Genomic DNA, 16648 nt, shown 5'->3' with positions numbered 1-16648 from the left:
CGCCCGGTGTGACGGCAAGGGCCGAGTCCGACCGAGGCGAGCGGATGTCGGGCGCTTTGCGCTGTCACATCGGAGCAGGCTCGATCGTCCCATGGGCATGAACGAGACCTCCCCTCCTCCCGAACGCGCCGCAGCGGCAGGCGGATCCGCGCACGGCGGACCGCCCCGCCGACTCGTGGCCGCGACGGCGCCGGTGGCGAAGGCGCTCGCAGGCCGGCGCTGGATGCCGGTCTGGGGCGTCGTGCGCCATCGCGGGCGCACGAGCGGCACCGCCTACGAGACGCCGATCGCGGTCGTGCCGACGACCAGCGACACGATCGTGATGATCGGGCTTCCGTGGGGCGCGAAGACGAACTGGGCCCGGAATGTCATGGCGGCCGGCAGTGCGACGCTCAGATTCAGAGGTCGGGATGTCGCGCTCTCGCGGCCGCGGATCGTCGACGGCACCGAGGCGCAGCAGCTCTCGAAAGCCGCCTTCCGGCCCGTGCTGAAGCGGTTCCCGGCTGCGATCGTGCTCGACCGCGCGTGAGGCCTGGCCCGGAGCCGGAGCCGGAGCCGGAGCCGGGGGGCAGGAGGGGGCCCTACCCGAGCTCGCCGCGCCGGCGCTCCAGGTGCATCGTCTCGGCCGTGTTGCCGGCGAGCGCGATCGCCCGATCGTAGGCAGTGCGCGCCTCGTCGAGGCGGTCGAGCCGTCGCAGCAGCTCCGCCCGCGTGACGTGGAAGGCGTGGTAGCCGCCCAGCGCGTCGGCGAGGGAGTCGACGGCCGGCAGCGCGGCATCCGCCCCCTCGAGCTCGCCGACCGCGATGGCACGATTCAGCGCGACGACGGGCGACGGGTCGAGCGCGACGAGCTGGTCGTAGAGGGCGACGACCTGCGACCAGTCGGTGTCGCGCGCGTCGGCCGCGTCGGTGTGCACGGCGTTGATCGCGGCGAGCACCTGGTAGCGGCCCGGGGCGATGCCCGACGCCAGCCGCGAGCGCACGAGGCGGTGGCCCTCGGCGATGCGCGCGGCATCCCAAGCTCTGCGGTCCTGCTCGCCGAGCGGCACGAGTTCGCCGTCGGGGGAGACCCGTGCCGGCCTGCGCGCCTCGGTGAGCAGCATGAGCGCGAGCAGGCCGACGACCTCGCCGTCGTGGGGCAGCAGTTCGTGCACGAGGCGCGTCAGCCGGATCGCCTCGGCCGTGAGTTCCGCGCGCACGGGGTCGGTGTCGGGTCCGCTCGCGAGGTAGCCCTCGTTGAAGACGAGGTACAGCACCGCCAGCACGCCCGCGACGCGTTTGGGCAGATCGGCGGCCGTGGGCACCCGGTACGGGATGCGCGCGGCGGCGATCTTCGCCTTGGCGCGCGTGATGCGCTGCCCGACGGCGCTCTCCTGCGCGAGGAACCCCCGTGCGATCTCGGCGACGGTGAGCCCGCCGACGAGACGGAGGGTCAGCGACATCCGCGCCTCCATCGACAGCGCCGGATGGCAGCAGGTGAAGAGCAGCCGCAACCGGTCGTCGTCGACGGCACCGACCGGGTCGGGGTCGAACGGGTCGTCGAGGTCGTGCCATCCGGGCGAGCCGCCGAGCATCATCGCCTCCCGGTGCTTGTCGTTCCGGCCGCGTTCGCGGCGGATGCGGTCGATCGCCTTGCGGTTCGCGGTCGTCGTGAGCCACGCGCCCGGATTCGGCGGCACGCCGTCGGCCGGCCAGCGCTCGACCGCGATCGCGAACGCCTCGGCCGCCGACTCCTCGGCCAGGTCGAGGTCGCCGAAGCGGCGAGCGAGCGAGGCGACGACCCGCGCCCACTCGTCGCGATGCGCGCGGGTCAGGGCCGAACGCGCCTCGCTCAGGACTCCGGCTCCAGCAGCGGTCGAACCTCGAGCCGCCGGTTGCACGCCCGCGATCCGTCGGCCATGAGGTCGAGGGCGACGTCGAGGTCGGGGGCCTCGATGATCCAGAAACCGGCCATGTGCTCCTTCGACTCGATGAACGGGCCGTCGGTGAACACCGGTCGTTCTCCGCGGCCGTCGATGACGGTCGAGGTGCTGGGCGCTGCGAGTCCGCCCGCGAACACCCAGTGGCCGCCCGCCCTCAGCCGGTCGTTGAACGCGTCGATCGCGACCATCTCCTCGTCGGTGCCCGAGCCGGTCTTGTCGTCGATCACCGAGACCAGGTACTGCATCTCACACCTCCGTGATGTGCGTCGTGACGGATGCCGATTGCCGCCGTCGCGCGTTCGCGTCGACTTCGACGTCTCCCTCATGCATACTGCGGCCGACCGCCCGGGCGGAAGGTCTGCGCCACGATCCCCGACGGGAACGTGCGGCAGTCGAGCAGTTCGAGCGCGAAGTCGCGGCCCGAGTCGGGGAAGAGCCGGGTGCCCGCGCCGACGATCACCGGGCATACGATGAGCACCATCTCGTCGACGAGTTCGCGCTCGAGCAGCCAGCGGATGAGCTGCCCGCTGCCGTGCACCTGCAGTTCGCCGCCCGGCTGCGCCTTGAGTTCCCGGATCGCGGCCTCGAGCCCGCTGCCCTCGCCGTCGGCTCTGCGGCCTGGCAGCACCGTCGTGTCGGCCCACTGCGGGTCAGTGATGGTGTCGGAGGCGACGAACTTCGGACGCGTGTTGAGCGAGCGCACGAACGGGCTGTCGAAATCGGTCTGCACGCCCCAGTAGCCCGCGAACAGGTCGTAGGTGCGGCGCCCGAAGAGGAACGCGTCGGCCCGCAGGTAGCAGTCGCCGATGAAGCCGACCGACTCCTCGTCGCCGAGGGGAATCGCCCAGCCGCCTCGGTCGAACCCTGGGTCGAGCTCGGGGTTGTTCCCTCCGTTCGCCTGCATCACGCCGTCGACGGTGATCTGGGTGTTCGTGACGAGCTTCATCGCTGTTCCTCCTCCGGCAGCCCGCGGTGGGCGACCTCTCACCACTGCTACGAACGAGCCTGCCCGGATCCGACATCCCTCACCGGATTTCTTCGGAACGGTGCGACGGATGCCTCGGGCGCGCCGGGTTCGTCGCCCTAGACTGCCCGCATGCGCATCGTCGTGTCGGGCACCCACGCGAGCGGCAAGACCACCCTGATCGACGATCTCGTCGCCGCGCACCCCGAGTTCGAACGGCTGGGCGATCCCTTCGAGCTGGTCGACGACGCGCTCGACGAGCCCGACGCCTCGACCTTCTTCGAGCAGCTCGTGTCGAGCGCGCGTCGACTGATGACGGATGCCGCGGGCCGCACGATCGTCGCCGAGCGCGGCCCGCTCGACTTCCTGGCGTACCTCGGCGCGCTCGTCGAGCTGCGACGGGGTGGCCGGTCGTCGTCGCTGTTCGAGCGCGGGTTCGCGATCGCGGCGGAGGCGATGCGACGGGTCGACCTGCTCGTGGTGCTGCCGCTGCACCACCGCGATGCCGTGCCGGTCGGCGACGACGAGGACCTCGAACTGCGCGCCGCGATGGACGTCGCGCTGCTCGAGCTCGTCGACGACCCCGACCTCGTGGGCGACCACGTGCGGGTGATCGAGGTGAGCGGCGACTGGGCGGCCCGGCTCGCCGCCGTCGAGCGGGCGCTCGGAGCCTGAACGCCGGGGCGCCGCCCTCCCGACGCGGGCGGCCTGCGCCACCGCGCTACGCCGCCCCGCGCTACGCCACCGTCGCGTCGAGTCGCGCGCGAAGCTCGGCCGGCAACTCGAGGGCGACACCCTGCAGCGCGCTGTCGAGCTGGTGCAGCTTGCTGCCGCCGAGGATCGGCAGGATCGACGGCGTGCCGCCGACCAGCCACGCGAGCACGACCTGCCCGCGCGGCACGCCGAGCTCGGTCGCGACCTCGGTGAGTGCGGTGAGGCGTCGCTCACTGCCGGGGTGCTCGTACGCCGACGGGATCGCCTTGGCCGGGTTGTCGTAGGCGCCGCTCAGCAGCGGCGTGTACGCCCAGAGCTCGATCCCGTTCTCGTGCGCGAAGTCCACCTGCTCGTCGCTCAGCATGCCGAAGCGGTGGTTCTGCCCCTCGGGCTGGGCGCCGGGCCTCGGCGCGAGGTAGCTGCGGCTGAGCTGCATCGCGTCGACCGGTTGACCGCCGGTCGCGATCGCCCTGGCGCGCGCCCGCTCGACCCGCCAGGCGGGGTGGTTCGACATGCCGAGCCGCTCGGCCTTGCCCTCGCGCACGAGGTCGGCGAAGGCATCGGCCGTCTCCTCGACGGGCACGCTGCGGTCCTCCATGTGCGCCCAGAGCAGGTCGACGCGGTCGGTGCCGAGGCGCTCGAGGCTGCCCTCGACGGCGCTCCGCACGGCGGCCGCCGAGAGGCCCTCCCGCGAGGCGGGCCAGTTCGCGGCATCCGTCGGTTCCGCCCCGACCTTCGTCGAGAGGCGCACACGGTCGCGCACGCCGGGTCGTGCTGCGAGCCATCGGCCGAGCAGGAGCTCGCTCTGGCCGCCGTAGCCCGACTCGCTCGCCCAGAAGGAATAGCAGTCGGCGGTGTCGATCCACACGCCGCCGGCCTCCACGAAGCGGTCGAGCAGTGCGAACGAGGTGTCTTCGTCGATCTCGGTGCCGAACATCATGGCGCCGAGCGCGAGTGCTGGTGTGTTCATGCCTCAACGGTGCATGCTGGAGTGCACTCCAGCTCAAGCCCCAGGAGGAAAGATGTCCGATTTCACTCCGGCCGAGGTCGTCGAACGCACCGGATTCAGCCTCGACACGCTCCGCTACTACGAACGCGAGGGGCTCATCGGGCCGATCGACCGCACGGCGGGCGGCCGTCGCACGTACCGCCAGGAGCACCTCGACTGGCTCGGGCTCGTCAAGTGCCTGCGCGACACCGGCATGCCCATCGCCGACCTCAAGCGCTACACGGCGCTCGCCGACGACGAGTCGACGCTCGAGCAGCGCATCGCGTTGCTCGAGAGCCACGATCGCGAGGTGCAGGCCTCGATCGACCTGCTGCTCGCGCAGCAGCGGCACCTGCACGAGAAGATCGCCTGGTACCGCGGGCAGGCGGCCGAGGCGCAGTTCGCCCGCGAGCCCGCATCCGCCGTCGGTCGGTGATCGCTCGCGGCCCAGTGCGCGTGCGGCCCGGTGCGGGTGGGTCGGCGTTGGGGTGGGTCGGGTCGACGTGCCCCCGGTTCTCGGCCCCCGGGATGCTGCCGCGGATCGCTGCATCGGCGCGTCGGGTCGTCCATTTTCTGAATGCCAGTTCCCCCTCATCGATGAGGCGGAACTGGCATTGCGAACGGCGGGGGCCGAGCCGGAGCGGGCGGGACCCCCTGCCGGGCGAGCGTGAGCGCAGCCGACAGTTCGATCCGGCGGCTCGCAACGGTACAGGCCCTGTTCCCTCAGCCCGGCCGCGGCCACTACGCTCGCCCCGTGCATCCGAAACCGGCCGTCGTCGCCACCGCATCACTGCTGCTGCTCGCCGTCACCGGTTGCGTCGCTGACGCCGGTGCCGTGCCGACGCCCAGCCCGACCCCGTCGGTCGCGCCCACGACCCCCGCACCCGAGCCCGCCCTCCTCGAGTGCGACGACCTCGCGCCGCTGAGCCTCGTGGCGACGGCGCTGCAGGGCGCCGACGGCGCGGCCGCTCAGCCCGTGCCCGCGGTGAACGACCTCGACGCCTTCGACGGCGTGCTCCTCGAAGGCGCCGGCGGGCTGCCGTGCTCGTGGCGCGTCGGCGAGGGCATGCCCGAGTACAACTCGCCCAGCGACTGGGCGTACCTGCGCATCGACGTGCTGCCCGGAGCAGCCGACCAGTGGGTGCCGCTCTCGGCGGGCGACGGGCCCTCGACCCTCACGCGCACGGTCGCGGGCATCGAGGCGTCCGTCTCCGGCGGTGATCGCGGCTGGGCGGTCTCGGCGCCGGTCGGCGACAGCTGGGTCGTCGCGAGCATCAGCGCAGCGGGGTTGACCGGCTCGGGCAGTCGCTTCTCGGGACTCGGCGGCGACGTGATGATCGACCGGCTCGCGGATGTCGCGGGCGCGGCGTTCACGACCGTGCAGCAGGCCTCTCCGGCGCAACTCGCCCGGCCGACCGTCGAGCTTCGGCAGACGGACGCAGTGTGCGACGGCGGACTCGACCAGCAGGGCATCCTCGCCGCCGAGCAGATATCGGTCGACGCGGCCGTCGAGTACGACGTCGTGGATCCGACCGCCGCGCCGCCCGCGTACTTCAGCGACGCCGTGCGCGCCGCGGCGCGTACGTTCACGTGCGACCTCTGGGCCGAGGGGCTGCCGGTCGTCACGATCACGGCGGCACGCGGCTTCTCGCCGCTGTTCGATCGCCTGCGGGCCCCCGACGGAGATGTCGGGTTCGCACCGTTCGACCTGGCCGACGAGCCGGCGGACGCCGCGGCGGTCGTCGCCGCGGCCGCCGACGGACCCTCGACGCCGGCGTACCTCAGCATCGGCGGCACGCTCTACGAGATCCAGGGCGACGGCGCCCGGGCGGTCGCCCAGGCGATCGTCGCGCAGACGTACTGAGGTCGCGCCCGCCTGCAAGCGCGCTCGACGTTCCGCCGAGGTGAGCCCCGCGGCATCCGGTGCTCGTGCTCACGGCGAACAGGGGCCCGGTGCGCGGGTCGGCGGCGCAGAATGAACGCATGGTCGAGATCTCGGACGACGACTTCGAGCGCATGGTCGCCGACGAGTTCGATGCGCTGCCCGACGAGATGGTCAGGGGCCTCGAGAACGTCGCGATCCTCACCGCGAACCAGCCGGCGGGTGAGCGCCCGCGCCTCTACGGTCTCTACAGCGGTCGCCCGTTGAAGACGCGCGGCGTCTACGGCTACGGCGAGCTGCCCGATCGCATCACCCTCTTCAAGAACACCATGCAGGAGCACAGCGCCGACCTCGACGCCCTGCGCACCCGCGTGCGCATCACCCTCGTGCACGAGATCGGCCACTACTTCGGCCTCGACGACGCCAGGCTGCGCGAGCTCGGCTGGGCGTAGCCGGGCGCCCGCCTCGCGTTCACCTCCGGTCGTGCGTGTCGTCACCCGCAGGCCATCCGGCCCCGATTCGCTGGCTGGGAACCCACCCTCCGACGTGCTCGTGCGAGCGCGCCGTGCGGGGTGCGTTCCGACCTCGATACCCAAAGGGAGATCATGACGAACACGAAGAGACGATGGGGCCGTCGGGCCGCCGTCGGCGCGACGATCGCCGGCCTCGTCGCCGGTGCGCTCGCGATGCCGACGTCGGCCCTCGCCGCCACCGAGGTGCCGAGCGCCCCGGTGATCGACGCGAACACCACCTGGCGATACCTCGACGACGGCACCGACCCGGCCCGCGGTGACGCGAACCTGCGCGTGTGGACCGGCGCCGGCTACGACGACTCCGCCTGGAAGCAGGCCGCGGGCAGCTTCGGAGCGAAGGGCGGCAAGCTCGCCGCCGTCGGCCCCCGCACGCCGAAGACGCTGCTGAACCAGTACCTGAACGGCACCTCGGCGCCGAACGTGCCCACCTTCTTCTTCCGTTCGAGCTTCACCCTCGAGGCCGGCGTGGCCGACCAGGTCGCCGATGTCGTCGGCGACCTCGTCTACGACGACGGAGCCGTCGTCTGGATCAACGGCCAGCGCGTCGCGGGCTTCCACGCCGACCGCGTGACCGAGACGACGAACCTGCAGTACGCCGGGTCGGGCAACTCCGACCCGACCGCCGCGAACTTCAGCGCCGACGGCGACGTGCTCGTCGACGGCGTCAACACGGTCGCCGTGGCGCTGTACCAGGACCGCGAGACCTCGAGCGACATCTACCTCGACGTGCCCTCGATCCGCCTCGTGGAGGCCGTCGAACCCGGCGAACCCGGCACGGTCGTGCCGACGCCGCCGAGCCGCGTCATCCTGACCCCGACCGAGACGCCCGACGTGAGCCAGTCGTTCTCGTGGCTCGCGGGCGATGCCTCGCACACGTCGGGCCAGGTGCAGATCAAGCCAGCTGCCGGCGGCGAGGTGCGCACGATCGACGCCTACGCCGCGGGCGCCGTGAACGGCAACCCGCTGCAGCACTACTCGGCGACGGTCGACGGCCTCACCGCCGCGACGACCTACGCCTATCGCGTCGGCCTCGAGGGCGCGTGGAGCGAGTGGACCGAGTTCTCGACCGAGAACCCGGCCGACACCGACTTCCAGTTCGTGTACTACGGCGACGCGCAGATCGGCCTCGACTCCACCTGGCCGAAGGTCGTCGCCATGGCGGAGGCATCCGCCCCCGACTCGATCGGCTCGGTGCACGCCGGCGACCTGATCGACACGGCGAGCAACGAGACCCAGTGGGTCAACTGGTTCAAGGGCATGCAGACCTCGGCCGCGACGACGAACGTCATGGCGGCGCCGGGCAACCACGAGTACTCGGGCGACAAGTACCTGAAGTCGTGGAAGGCGAACTTCGAGTACCCGCACAACAACCCGACGACCGAGACCATCGGCGACCTCGCGAACCTCGCGGTCGGTGACACCGACGTCGCGAAGCAGTACGCCGCGTACTTCGCGCACTGGACACAGTTCGCCACCGAGACGGTGTACTTCACCGACTACCAGGGCGTGCGGTTCATCACGATCAACGCGACGCGCGACACCACGTTCCTCACGCCCGACAACCTGCCCGTGTGCGCCGGCGCCGAGTGCCCGTCGACGAAGGTCGCGGCGCTCTGGACCGAGTTCCAGGCGGCGTGGCTCGACCACGTGCTCACCGAGAGCCCCTCGAAGTGGAACGTCGTCACCTTCCACCAGCCGGTGTACTCGGCATCCGAAGGGCGCGACGAGCCCGTGCTGCGCCAGTACTGGGTGCCCGTGTTCCAGAAGCACGACATCGACCTCGTGATGATGGGCCACGACCACACCTACGCCCGCGGCTACAACAACGCCGACGTCACCGAGACGCCCGGCATCACCGACGGCCCGGTCTACATCGTGTCGAACTCGGGCGCGAAGCACTACGAGCTCGAGACCGACGAGAAGAACGTCTGGACGAACAACGGCGCCACCCAGGTGCTGCGCGGCGCCGGCGTCACGACCTATCAGGTCATCGACGTCACGGCCGACTCGCTGCACTACCGCTCCTACCTCGCGGAGAAGACGGCGAACGCGACGACCGACCTTCCTGTCGGCGCCGTGTACGACGAGTTCACTGTCACGAAGGACGACGACGGCGAGAAGTGGGTCACCGAGGCGGGCGTCGTGCCGCCCGTGAAGCCCGACACCACGCGCCCCGAGGTCTCGCTCGTGGCGCCGGTCGCCGCCGGTCCGTTCCGCGAGCTCGCGGTGCAGGTCGACGCGACCGACGACCGCGGCCTGGCCCGCATCGTCGCGAACATCTACCAGGACGGCAAGCTCGTCAAGAGCACGCAGACCAAGGTGACGGATGCCGCGAAGTCGGGCTCGCACACGGCGACGGTGTCGCTGCCCTCGGGCGACTACACGGTCAAGTACAACGCCCAGGACGTCGCGGGCAACATCTCGGAGACGAGCACGTTCGCCGTGACCGTCGACGCGACCAAGCCCACCGCGACGATCAAGGACGGCGTCTCGTACACGGCCAAGAGCGGTGACGCCTACAGCCTGATCAGCTTCAAGCTGTACGACGCGGGCAAGATCGACAAGGTCGTGCTGAACGGCAAGACCAAGGACCTGTCGAAGAACGCATGGTCCGACGTCAACTACGTGAAGCCCGGCGTCTTCGGTGCGGTGAAGGGTGCCAACACCCTCGTCGTGCACGACGTCGCGGGCAACACCTCGACGGTCGAGTTCACGCTCGGCTGACCTGGTCCGCCATTCGGCGCCCCGTCGCTCGACGCACCGTCGGCGAGCGACGGGGCGTCTTGGTCCCCGGATCGGTGGGTCCGCGCCGTCTGCGCGGCGCGTTCGCCACGAGCACGCCCGCCACGAGCAGCACGCCGCCGGTGACCTCCCAGACGTTCGGCACCTGGCCGAGCAGCAGGGCCGCCGACAGCATCGCGACGACCGGTGCGAGCAGCGGCCACGGCACGACCGCCGCGGATCGGTTGCGGGCGAGCAGCCCGTTGAAGATGGCGTAGCCGATGAGGGTGCAGAGCACCGCGGTGTAGAGCGTCGAGAGGATCGGGCGCCATCCGAACGCGGCGATGCCCGCGGCGACCGCGTCGGGGCCCTCGATAGCCGCCGACAGGCCGAGCGCCGGCAGCGGCACCACGAGCGATGCCCACACGGTGAGCGACAGCGCGCCGAGTCGCTTCGCGGGCGCGACCGGGCCCGCCTTGCGCGAGATGACGTTGCCGATCGCCCACGAGAGCGCGCCGAGCAGGCACAGGGCCACGGCGATCGCGGGTGCGTCGCCGCCGCGGCCGAGCGCGACGACGCCGAGCCCGACGGTGCCGACCGCGATGCCGGCGACCTGCAGACGGGTGGGGCGCTCGCGCAGTGCGAAGGCGGCGACGACGATCGTGAGCACGGCCTGCGCCTGCAGCAGCAGCGCGGCGATGCCCGGCTGCAGGCCGAGCGCCATCGATGTGTAGAGCAGGCCGAACTGGCCGAGGCTCATGAACAGGCCCACGCCGACGACGGTCTTCCAGCTCGCGAGCGGTCGCGGTACGACGATCGCGGCGAGGGCGACGACCCCGAACCGCACGGCGACGAAGAAGAGCGGCGGGATGCCCGCCATGCCCCAGTCGATCACGACGAAGTTGAAGCCCCACAGGGTTGCCACGGTGGCGGCCAGCAGCATGTCGCGTCTCGTCATGGGATCCACTCTCGCCCGCGGCATCCGGAAACACCAGCGATCATTTCTGCGCGCAATTCGGTAGCATCGCTGCATGATCGATCTCGAAGCCGTGGTCGCGCTGCGAGCGGTGGCCACCAGCGGAAGCGTCGCCGGAGCGGCCGATGCACTCGGGTTCACGCCCTCGGCCGTGTCTCAGCAGATCAAGCGCCTCGAGCGCGGCACGCGCGTGGCGCTGCTCGAGCGCGCCGGCCGTGGCGTCGTGCTGACGGATGCCGGTCGCCACCTCGTCACCTCGTCGGCGACGGTGCTCGCCGACCTCGAGCGCCTCGAGGCCGACCTGCACCTCACCGGCGGAGCGGCGACCGCCGACGTCGTGGGCGGGCCGCGCCGCCCGGTCACGGGCGAGGTGCGCATCGGCGCATTCTCCACCGCGGTGCGGGGGCTGCTCGTCGACGTGCTGCCGCGCCTGCGCGACGAGCACCCCGACCTGCGCGTGCCGCTGCGCGAGAGCGAGCCGTGGGAGACCATCGCGCTCGTCGCGTCGGGCCAGCGCGACCTCGGCATCGTGCACCGGTGGGGCGGTGTCGCGCTCGCCATGCCCGACCACCTCGTCGAGACGCCCCTCTTCACCGACGTCGCCGACGTGATCCTCCGCCGCGACCACCCGCTCGCGCTCGCCGGGGCGACCGAACTCGAGCCGCTCGATCTGGCCGACGAGGCGTGGATCGCGACCTTCGACTCCACGATCTGCCGTCAGTGGCTGCGGCGGCTCTTCGACGGCGTCTCGAACGCGCCGCGCATCGTGCACGAGTCGATGGAGTTCGAGAACCACCTCGAACTCGTGCGCGCCGGCCTCGGTGTCGCACTCGTGCCGCGCATGGGGCGCCCGCCGCTGCACCCCGACCTCGTGGCCGTGCCGACCGTGCGCCCGGCGTCGACGCGCGGCGTCTCGGCCGTGCACCGGCGCAGCCAGGCCGACTCGCCGGCGTTGCAGGCCGTGCTCGACGCGGTGCGGGCCGTCTCGGCCGGGCGCGAGGCCGAGGCCGAGCATGAGCGCGAGCACGGCTGAGCGCACGCGCCGCCGGCCGAGAGTCCCGCCCGCGGTGAGGTCGTTCGGTCAGTCGCGCACGTCGGGCGGCCACACCACGCTGAAGCGCTCGAAGACGACCTCGAGATCATCGCTCCACTCGATGCCGATGTGCGGCACTCGGCGGCGCCAGTAGTGCGCGTGGTTCTCGCGCCACGATTCGAGGGTGCGGTCGTCTTCGCCCTCGTCGTAGGCGAAGGCGGCATCGACGCTCGTCATCGGCCCGACCCGCAGTTCGGTGCTGCGGAGCACGGCACGCGGGGCACCCGTGGAGTCGCACGCCACCCATTGGCCGCCGATGCGGGGCAGCGGCTGGCCCTCGGCCTCGAACTCGGCCACCAGGGTGGCGGTCGCCCGTTTCGTGCCGTCGAGCACGAGCGCGATCAATGCCTCGGTCAACTCGGGGTGGTCGCCGAAGGTGTCGGCAGGCGGGTCCTCGGCATCGGTCGCCTGTTGCGGATTCGCGGCGCGGTACGCCTCCCACATGGCGTGGGCCGCCGCACGGTCGATGGGTGCGTTCGACATCCGATCAGTCTGGCAGGCCGACTCCGGTCCGCGCGATCAGCCGCTCACCCCCACGGCGCCTCGCACGGCGCGTTCGGGGAGCCGGCGAGCACCGGCCACAGCACCGTGGTGAGCGCCGTCGTGACCTTGGCCGCGGCATCGCCGTCGCCGCCGTCGCCGTTGCCGAGCAGTGCGAGCACCGCCCCGCTCGGCGGGTAGTACGCGACGTTCGTGCCGTACCCGGGCTCGGCGCCGGCATGGGCGACACTGAGCACGCAGTCCGTCTCGGCGTCGTACACGATGCCCGTGCCGAGGCCGTATGCCGAGCTGGTCGCTTCGGAGATGATCGCACGATCCGCGTACCGCTCGGCCTGCAACTCGGGGGTCACGCCGGCTCCGGCGCCGAGGGCGTCGCCCCAGGCGTGCAGGTCGTCGAGCGTCGACACCATGGCGCCGCCGGCCCCGCTCTCGCCGTTCGACCAGCCGACCGTGTCGACCTGGTCGCCGAGCTCGGGGCAGAACAAGGAGTAGCCGTGGGTCACCGGATCGACGACCATGCCGTCGAGCGCGTAGCGGCTGCGGTCCATGCCGAACGGCTCGGTGATGCGGTCGTGGATGAGCGTCTCGAGGTTCTCGCCCGTCACCTGCTCGAGGATGCCGCCGAGCAGGAAGTAGTTGCCGTTCGCGTACTCGAATCCCTCGCCCGGTGCGAAGTCGGCGCGCGGGGTCTGCGCGCTCACCGCGATCAGCTGATCGGGCGACGGGATCGCATGAGGTGCTGCGCAGATGCGGTCGACCTGCGCTCGACCGGCCTCCGCGACGCCGCTCGAGTGGTTCAGCAGCATCCGCACCGTGATCTTCGACGCCTCTGGGAAGTCGGGGTACCAGCGGTCGAGGGTGTCGTCGAGGCTCACGTCGAACCCGTCGCCGATGACCTGCAGCACGACGGTCGAGACGATCGTCTTGGTGATGCTGCCGATCTTCTGCTGGTTCTCGCGGCTCATCGGCGCGCCCGTCTCGGTATCGGCCACGCCCCGCGCCGACACCCACTCGTCTTCGCCCGGGATCCACAGCCCGACGACGACCCCTGGCATGCCGGATGCCGCGAACCCCTCGTCGAGCGCGGCCTCGAGCTGGGTGCGCAGGGCGTCGTCGAGGAGTGGGGCGGATGCCGCGGGCGTGCCCGTCGGCTCCTGCGACGCCGAGGCATCCGATGCCGTCGCGGCGCACCCGCCGAGTAGGAAAACCGCGACGGCGGCGATCGCGGCGACGGTCGCGAGCTTCGATGTGGGGTTCGGCATGACCAGCCTCTCGGCTCGCGCAGGACGCACTTCGGGGAGCCCGTGCCCCTTCTCGCGACCATACGCCGCGGGTGGGCGGCGCGGATGCTTGGGCATCACCCCAGTTCAGGGCGCGCGCGGGCGTCACTCGCTGAGGCAGGCGGTGCTCGAGGTCGCGGCCACCGACTCGGGCAGGGCGCCCACGACCGGCCGGAGCACCTCCGCGAAGACTTCGCCGGTGCCGCCGTCGCCGTTGCCGATGAGGGCGAGCACCGCGCCGGAGCCCTCGAAGTAGTGCACATGGGCGGCGTAGCCGGGTTCGGTGCCGCTGTGGTTGAGTTCGAGGAGGCAGCCGGACTCCGGGTCGAGGCGGACGGCCGCGCCGAGTCCGTACCACCAGCCCGGTGGCGCCTCGACCGGGGCACGGTCGTCGACCCGGGCCGCGCGCATCTCGGGGGTCAGGCCGAATCCCTCGCCGAGCGCGAGCCCCCACGTGTGCAGATCGTCGAGCGTCGAGAGCATGGCGCCGGCCGCCCACGCCTCGTGATTGGTCCAGTCGGTCGTGTCGATCGGATGCGGCCGGCCGGCGCAGAACCCCGAGTAGCCGCGGTTGAACGGCTCCGTGAGCACGGCATCGGGTGCGAAGCGGCTGCGGGCCATGCCGAGCGGTTGCAGCAGGCGCTCGTCGATGAGCGTGGCGAGGTCGGTGCCGGTGGTGCGTTCGAGGATGCGCCCGAGCAGGAACGTGTTGTAGCCCGAGTACGTCTCGCCGTCGCCCGGTGCGTACTCCTCGCGCGGCGTCGTCGCGCCGATCGCGATCACCTCGTCGGGCGTGATCGTCGAGTACGGGTCGCCGCAGATGCGGTCGAGCTGGGCGTCGCCGGGTGGCCCGATGCCGCTCGACATGTTCATGAGCATGCGCAGCGTGATCTGGTCGGCGAGCGGGAAGTCGGGGTACCAGGTGTCGATCGTGTCGTCGAGCGTGAGCCCGCCCAGGCCCTCGCCGATGATCTGCAGCGCGAGCTGCACGACGATCGTCTTGGTCACGCTCCCGATCTTGGACTGGTTCGCGCGGTCCATCGGCGCGCCCGTCTCGAGGTCGGAGACGCCGCGGGCGGCGACCCACTCCTCCTGCCCCGGGATCCACAGCCCGACCACCACCCCGGGCATTCCGGATGCCGCGAAGCCATCGTCGAGCTTCTCCTCGAGTTCGGCACGCAGGGCGGGGTCGAAGGGCGCGGTCGCCGCGCTCGCCGCCGCGCTCGTCGTCGGCTCGGTCGCGGTGCTCGGCGGCGTCTCGCCGAGGCATCCGCTCAACACGAGCGCGGAGACCGCGGCCATGGCCGCTGCCGCGACGATCGAGTGCTGCGAAGCATGCATGCCGAGCCCCCTCGTGCGACATTACGCCGGGAGTCCGGATGGCCCGCGCCCCAGTTCTGGGGGCGGCCGAGGGCATCCGCGCTGCGGTCGGCCGGGCTGCCGGGTCTGCAGGTCGGCCTGATCTCTCAGGCCGAGGCGCGGGTGTGCACCTTCGCACCCTGCGAGTTGAAGAGGCAGAGCACCTCGAGCAGGTCGGGGCCCGGGTTGGCGAAGCCGTGCGGCACGCGGGTGTCGAACTCCGCGGCCTCGCCCGCCTCGATGACGAGGTCGTCGTCGCCGAGCAGCAGGCGCATGCGGCCCGAGATGACGTAGATCCAGTCCCAGCCGGGGTGCACGAACTGGCGGATGGGGGTGTCGGGCGTCGGCGGATGCACCTGCTTGAACGCCTCCCACGGGCCCGACCCGCCCGAGAGGGGCACGGTCACGACCCCGTGCCGCAATTTCGGTCGCGGGTGGATGCGCGGATCGCCGAGCGCGGGCGCACCCACGAGGTCGTCGAGCGGCAGGCGGTAGAGCCGGGCGAGCGGCAGCAGCAGGTCGAGCTGCGCGCGCCGGGCGCCCGACTCGAGGCGCGAGAGCGTGCTCGTCGAGATGCCGCTGGCCTCGCTCACGGCTCGCAGGGTCATGCCGCGCGACTCCCGGATCGCCCGCAGTCGTTCGCCGATGCCGGCCAGTTCGTCGCGCTGTTCCATCGCCGCCTCCACGTTGCTGTTCCAGCAACAAGTATTGCCGATCGGTGCGACGCAGCGCGAGCATTGCCGCATGGAACACAGCGAACTGCAAGATGCCGACGTCGTGATCGTCGGCGGTGGACCGGCCGGCCTCAGCGCGGCCCTCTCGCTCGGGCGCGCCCGGCGGCGCGTCGTCGTCATCGACTCGCGCGAACCGCGCAACCGCTTCGCCGCGCACATGCACGGCGTGCTCGGGCACGACGGCCTGTCGCCGCTCGAGCTGCTCGAACGCGGGCGGGCGGAGGCCGCCGGGTACGGCGTGCGGTTCATCCGCGGGGAGGTGCGGGCGGCCCGCGCCGAGCGCGACGGCATCGAGGTCGAGACGGCGGAGGGTGGCATCCGCACCCGCCGCCTGCTGGTCGCGACCGGCCTGCGCGACGAGCTGCCCGACATTCCCGGAATGCGCGAGCAGTGGGGTCGCGGGGTCGTCGTCTGCCCGTACTGCGACGGCTGGGAGCACCGCGAGGACATCATCGGCATCGTGGCGACCTCGCCGCGCAGCGTCGAGCAGGCCCTGCTGCTTCGGCAGTGGTCGGATCGGGTCGTCTACTTCGAGAACGCGGTCGGCGCGGCATCCGCTGCGGATCCGGAGCGCCTCGCGAGCCGCGGCATCCGCGTCGAATCGGGCGTCGTCACCGGCCTGCTTGTCGATGTCGGCGGCGATGTCGGCGACGACGCGCGCCTGACCGGTGTCGAGGTCGACGGGCGCGTCATCGAGGTCGGCGTGATCTTCACCGGCCCGACCATGCGCCCGCGCGACGGGCTGCTCCGTTCGCTCGGGGCGGCGACGACCGTGAGCGACCTCGGCGACTGGGTCGATGTCGATGACGACGGGCGCACCTCGGTGCCCGGCGTGTGGGCGGTCGGCAACGTCGTGAACGTGCGCGCGAACGTCTCGCTCTCGCTGGGGCTCGGATCGCTCGTCGCGGGCGCCCTCAACGCCGAACTCGTCGCAGAGGATGTCGCGGCGGCCGTCGCCACGATGGTCGCCGCCTGACGGCG

At 71.8% G+C, this 16648-nt stretch carries 17 protein-coding genes; 8 read left to right on the top strand and 9 right to left on the bottom strand.

All coding sequences use genetic code 11. The features are described 5' to 3' along the window. Nucleotides 1-97 precede the first annotated feature (97 nt). Nucleotides 98-529, top strand: a complete 432-nt coding sequence (locus ACFVS8_RS12030) for a nitroreductase family deazaflavin-dependent oxidoreductase (RefSeq protein ID WP_387062164.1) — start codon at nt 98-100, stop codon at nt 527-529. Between the two features lie 52 nt (nt 530-581). Here the strand turns inward: ACFVS8_RS12030 and ACFVS8_RS12025 are convergent, their stop codons facing one another. From ACFVS8_RS12025 to ACFVS8_RS12015, 3 genes are all read right to left on the bottom strand, one after another. Then, on the bottom strand, nt 582-1835 hold the full coding sequence (locus tag ACFVS8_RS12025; RefSeq protein ID WP_387062615.1) for an RNA polymerase sigma factor: 1254 nt from the start codon (nt 1833-1835) through the stop codon (nt 582-584). Beyond that, entirely contained in the window at nt 1832-2167 is a 336-nt protein-coding gene (locus tag ACFVS8_RS12020) for a YciI family protein (RefSeq protein WP_387062161.1), read from the bottom strand. The genes ACFVS8_RS12025 and ACFVS8_RS12020 overlap by 4 nt, the downstream gene beginning before the upstream one ends. A 77-nt stretch (nt 2168-2244) precedes the next feature. Beyond that, nucleotides 2245-2868, bottom strand: coding sequence for a dihydrofolate reductase family protein (locus ACFVS8_RS12015; RefSeq protein WP_387062158.1), 624 nt, complete (start codon nt 2866-2868; stop codon nt 2245-2247). A gap of 150 nt (nt 2869-3018) precedes the next feature. Here ACFVS8_RS12015 and ACFVS8_RS12010 point away from each other — a divergent pair, with 150 nt between their 5' ends. Continuing rightward, the gene (locus tag ACFVS8_RS12010; RefSeq protein ID WP_387062156.1) at nt 3019-3561 is read left to right on the top strand and encodes an AAA family ATPase; all 543 of its coding nucleotides are present in this window, start codon (nt 3019-3021) and stop codon (nt 3559-3561) included. Nucleotides 3562-3622: 61 nt separating this feature from the next. Here the strand turns inward: ACFVS8_RS12010 and ACFVS8_RS12005 are convergent, their stop codons facing one another. Beyond that, nucleotides 3623-4570 (bottom strand): aldo/keto reductase, encoded by a 948-nt coding sequence (locus tag ACFVS8_RS12005; RefSeq protein ID WP_387062153.1) that lies wholly within the window; start codon nt 4568-4570, stop codon nt 3623-3625. Between the two features lie 52 nt (nt 4571-4622). Between ACFVS8_RS12005 and ACFVS8_RS12000 the strand changes: the two genes are divergently transcribed. The 4 genes from ACFVS8_RS12000 (at nt 4623) to ACFVS8_RS11985 (ending at nt 9727) form a co-directional block, all read left to right on the top strand. Further along, nucleotides 4623-5024: a MerR family transcriptional regulator gene (locus ACFVS8_RS12000; protein WP_387062151.1), complete on the top strand. Its 402-nt coding sequence runs from the start codon at nt 4623-4625 to the stop codon at nt 5022-5024. Nucleotides 5025-5342: 318 nt separating this feature from the next. After that, entirely contained in the window at nt 5343-6452 is a 1110-nt protein-coding gene (locus ACFVS8_RS11995) for a hypothetical protein (protein ID WP_387062149.1), read from the top strand. A gap of 119 nt (nt 6453-6571) precedes the next feature. Next, nucleotides 6572-6922, top strand: a complete 351-nt coding sequence (locus ACFVS8_RS11990) for a metallopeptidase family protein (protein WP_387062147.1) — start codon at nt 6572-6574, stop codon at nt 6920-6922. A 153-nt stretch (nt 6923-7075) separates the two neighbouring features. Continuing rightward, nucleotides 7076-9727 (top strand): fibronectin type III domain-containing protein, encoded by a 2652-nt coding sequence (locus ACFVS8_RS11985; protein WP_387062144.1) that lies wholly within the window; start codon nt 7076-7078, stop codon nt 9725-9727. Here ACFVS8_RS11985 and ACFVS8_RS11980 read toward each other — a convergent pair. Further along, entirely contained in the window at nt 9714-10682 is a 969-nt protein-coding gene (locus ACFVS8_RS11980; protein WP_387062141.1) for an EamA family transporter, read from the bottom strand. The two genes, ACFVS8_RS11985 and ACFVS8_RS11980, sit on opposite strands and share 14 nt — an antisense overlap. Nucleotides 10683-10755: 73 nt before the next feature. Here ACFVS8_RS11980 and ACFVS8_RS11975 point away from each other — a divergent pair, with 73 nt between their 5' ends. Continuing rightward, entirely contained in the window at nt 10756-11733 is a 978-nt protein-coding gene (locus ACFVS8_RS11975; RefSeq protein WP_387062138.1) for a LysR family transcriptional regulator, read from the top strand. A 48-nt stretch (nt 11734-11781) separates the two neighbouring features. Here ACFVS8_RS11975 and ACFVS8_RS11970 read toward each other — a convergent pair whose 3' ends face one another. The 4 genes from ACFVS8_RS11970 to ACFVS8_RS11955 form a co-directional block, all read right to left on the bottom strand. After that, nucleotides 11782-12276: an ASCH domain-containing protein gene (locus tag ACFVS8_RS11970; RefSeq protein ID WP_387062135.1), complete on the bottom strand. Its 495-nt coding sequence runs from the start codon at nt 12274-12276 to the stop codon at nt 11782-11784. A 44-nt stretch (nt 12277-12320) separates the two neighbouring features. Continuing rightward, nucleotides 12321-13556, bottom strand: coding sequence for a serine hydrolase domain-containing protein (locus ACFVS8_RS11965; RefSeq protein ID WP_387062132.1), 1236 nt, complete (start codon nt 13554-13556; stop codon nt 12321-12323). A gap of 123 nt (nt 13557-13679) precedes the next feature. After that, nucleotides 13680-14915 carry a serine hydrolase domain-containing protein gene (locus ACFVS8_RS11960; RefSeq protein ID WP_387062129.1) on the bottom strand — a complete coding sequence of 412 codons (1236 nt, stop codon included), beginning with the start codon at nt 14913-14915 and terminating at the stop codon, nt 13680-13682. 125 nt (nt 14916-15040) lie between these two features. Then, entirely contained in the window at nt 15041-15607 is a 567-nt protein-coding gene (locus tag ACFVS8_RS11955) for a helix-turn-helix domain-containing protein (RefSeq protein WP_387062127.1), read from the bottom strand. A gap of 70 nt (nt 15608-15677) precedes the next feature. Here ACFVS8_RS11955 and ACFVS8_RS11950 point away from each other — a divergent pair, with 70 nt between their 5' ends. Then, nucleotides 15678-16643 (top strand): NAD(P)/FAD-dependent oxidoreductase, encoded by a 966-nt coding sequence (locus tag ACFVS8_RS11950; protein ID WP_387062124.1) that lies wholly within the window; start codon nt 15678-15680, stop codon nt 16641-16643. Nucleotides 16644-16648 lie beyond the last annotated feature (5 nt).

The sequence above is a fragment of the Agromyces sp. NPDC058110 genome (genome assembly GCF_042884735.1).
Taxonomy (GTDB): Bacteria; Actinomycetota; Actinomycetes; order Actinomycetales; family Microbacteriaceae; genus Agromyces.
The sequence above is the reverse complement of the archived record's forward strand: the minus strand, read 5'-3'. Positions and strand labels throughout refer to the sequence as shown.

What these genes read in the sequence shown, in the direction of transcription:
- ACFVS8_RS11980 (WP_387062141.1), bottom strand. Translation starts at nt 10,682, where the DNA reads ATGACGAGACGCGACATGCTGCTGGCCGCCACCGTGGCAACCCTGTGG.
- ACFVS8_RS11970 (WP_387062135.1), bottom strand. Translation starts at nt 12,276, where the DNA reads ATGTCGAACGCACCCATCGACCGTGCGGCGGCCCACGCCATGTGGGAG.
- ACFVS8_RS12020 (WP_387062161.1), bottom strand. Translation starts at nt 2,167, where the DNA reads ATGCAGTACCTGGTCTCGGTGATCGACGACAAGACCGGCTCGGGCACC.
- ACFVS8_RS11975 (WP_387062138.1), top strand. Translation starts at nt 10,756, where the DNA reads ATGATCGATCTCGAAGCCGTGGTCGCGCTGCGAGCGGTGGCCACCAGC.
- ACFVS8_RS12000 (WP_387062151.1), top strand. Translation starts at nt 4,623, where the DNA reads ATGTCCGATTTCACTCCGGCCGAGGTCGTCGAACGCACCGGATTCAGC.
- ACFVS8_RS11990 (WP_387062147.1), top strand. Translation starts at nt 6,572, where the DNA reads ATGGTCGAGATCTCGGACGACGACTTCGAGCGCATGGTCGCCGACGAG.
- ACFVS8_RS12030 (WP_387062164.1), top strand. Translation starts at nt 98, where the DNA reads ATGAACGAGACCTCCCCTCCTCCCGAACGCGCCGCAGCGGCAGGCGGA.
- ACFVS8_RS11985 (WP_387062144.1), top strand. Translation starts at nt 7,076, where the DNA reads ATGACGAACACGAAGAGACGATGGGGCCGTCGGGCCGCCGTCGGCGCG.
- ACFVS8_RS11960 (WP_387062129.1), bottom strand. Translation starts at nt 14,915, where the DNA reads ATGCATGCTTCGCAGCACTCGATCGTCGCGGCAGCGGCCATGGCCGCG.
- ACFVS8_RS12010 (WP_387062156.1), top strand. Translation starts at nt 3,019, where the DNA reads ATGCGCATCGTCGTGTCGGGCACCCACGCGAGCGGCAAGACCACCCTG.
- ACFVS8_RS12005 (WP_387062153.1), bottom strand. Translation starts at nt 4,570, where the DNA reads ATGAACACACCAGCACTCGCGCTCGGCGCCATGATGTTCGGCACCGAG.
- ACFVS8_RS12015 (WP_387062158.1), bottom strand. Translation starts at nt 2,868, where the DNA reads ATGAAGCTCGTCACGAACACCCAGATCACCGTCGACGGCGTGATGCAG.
- ACFVS8_RS11950 (WP_387062124.1), top strand. Translation starts at nt 15,678, where the DNA reads ATGGAACACAGCGAACTGCAAGATGCCGACGTCGTGATCGTCGGCGGT.
- ACFVS8_RS11955 (WP_387062127.1), bottom strand. Translation starts at nt 15,607, where the DNA reads ATGGAACAGCGCGACGAACTGGCCGGCATCGGCGAACGACTGCGGGCG.
- ACFVS8_RS11965 (WP_387062132.1), bottom strand. Translation starts at nt 13,556, where the DNA reads ATGCCGAACCCCACATCGAAGCTCGCGACCGTCGCCGCGATCGCCGCC.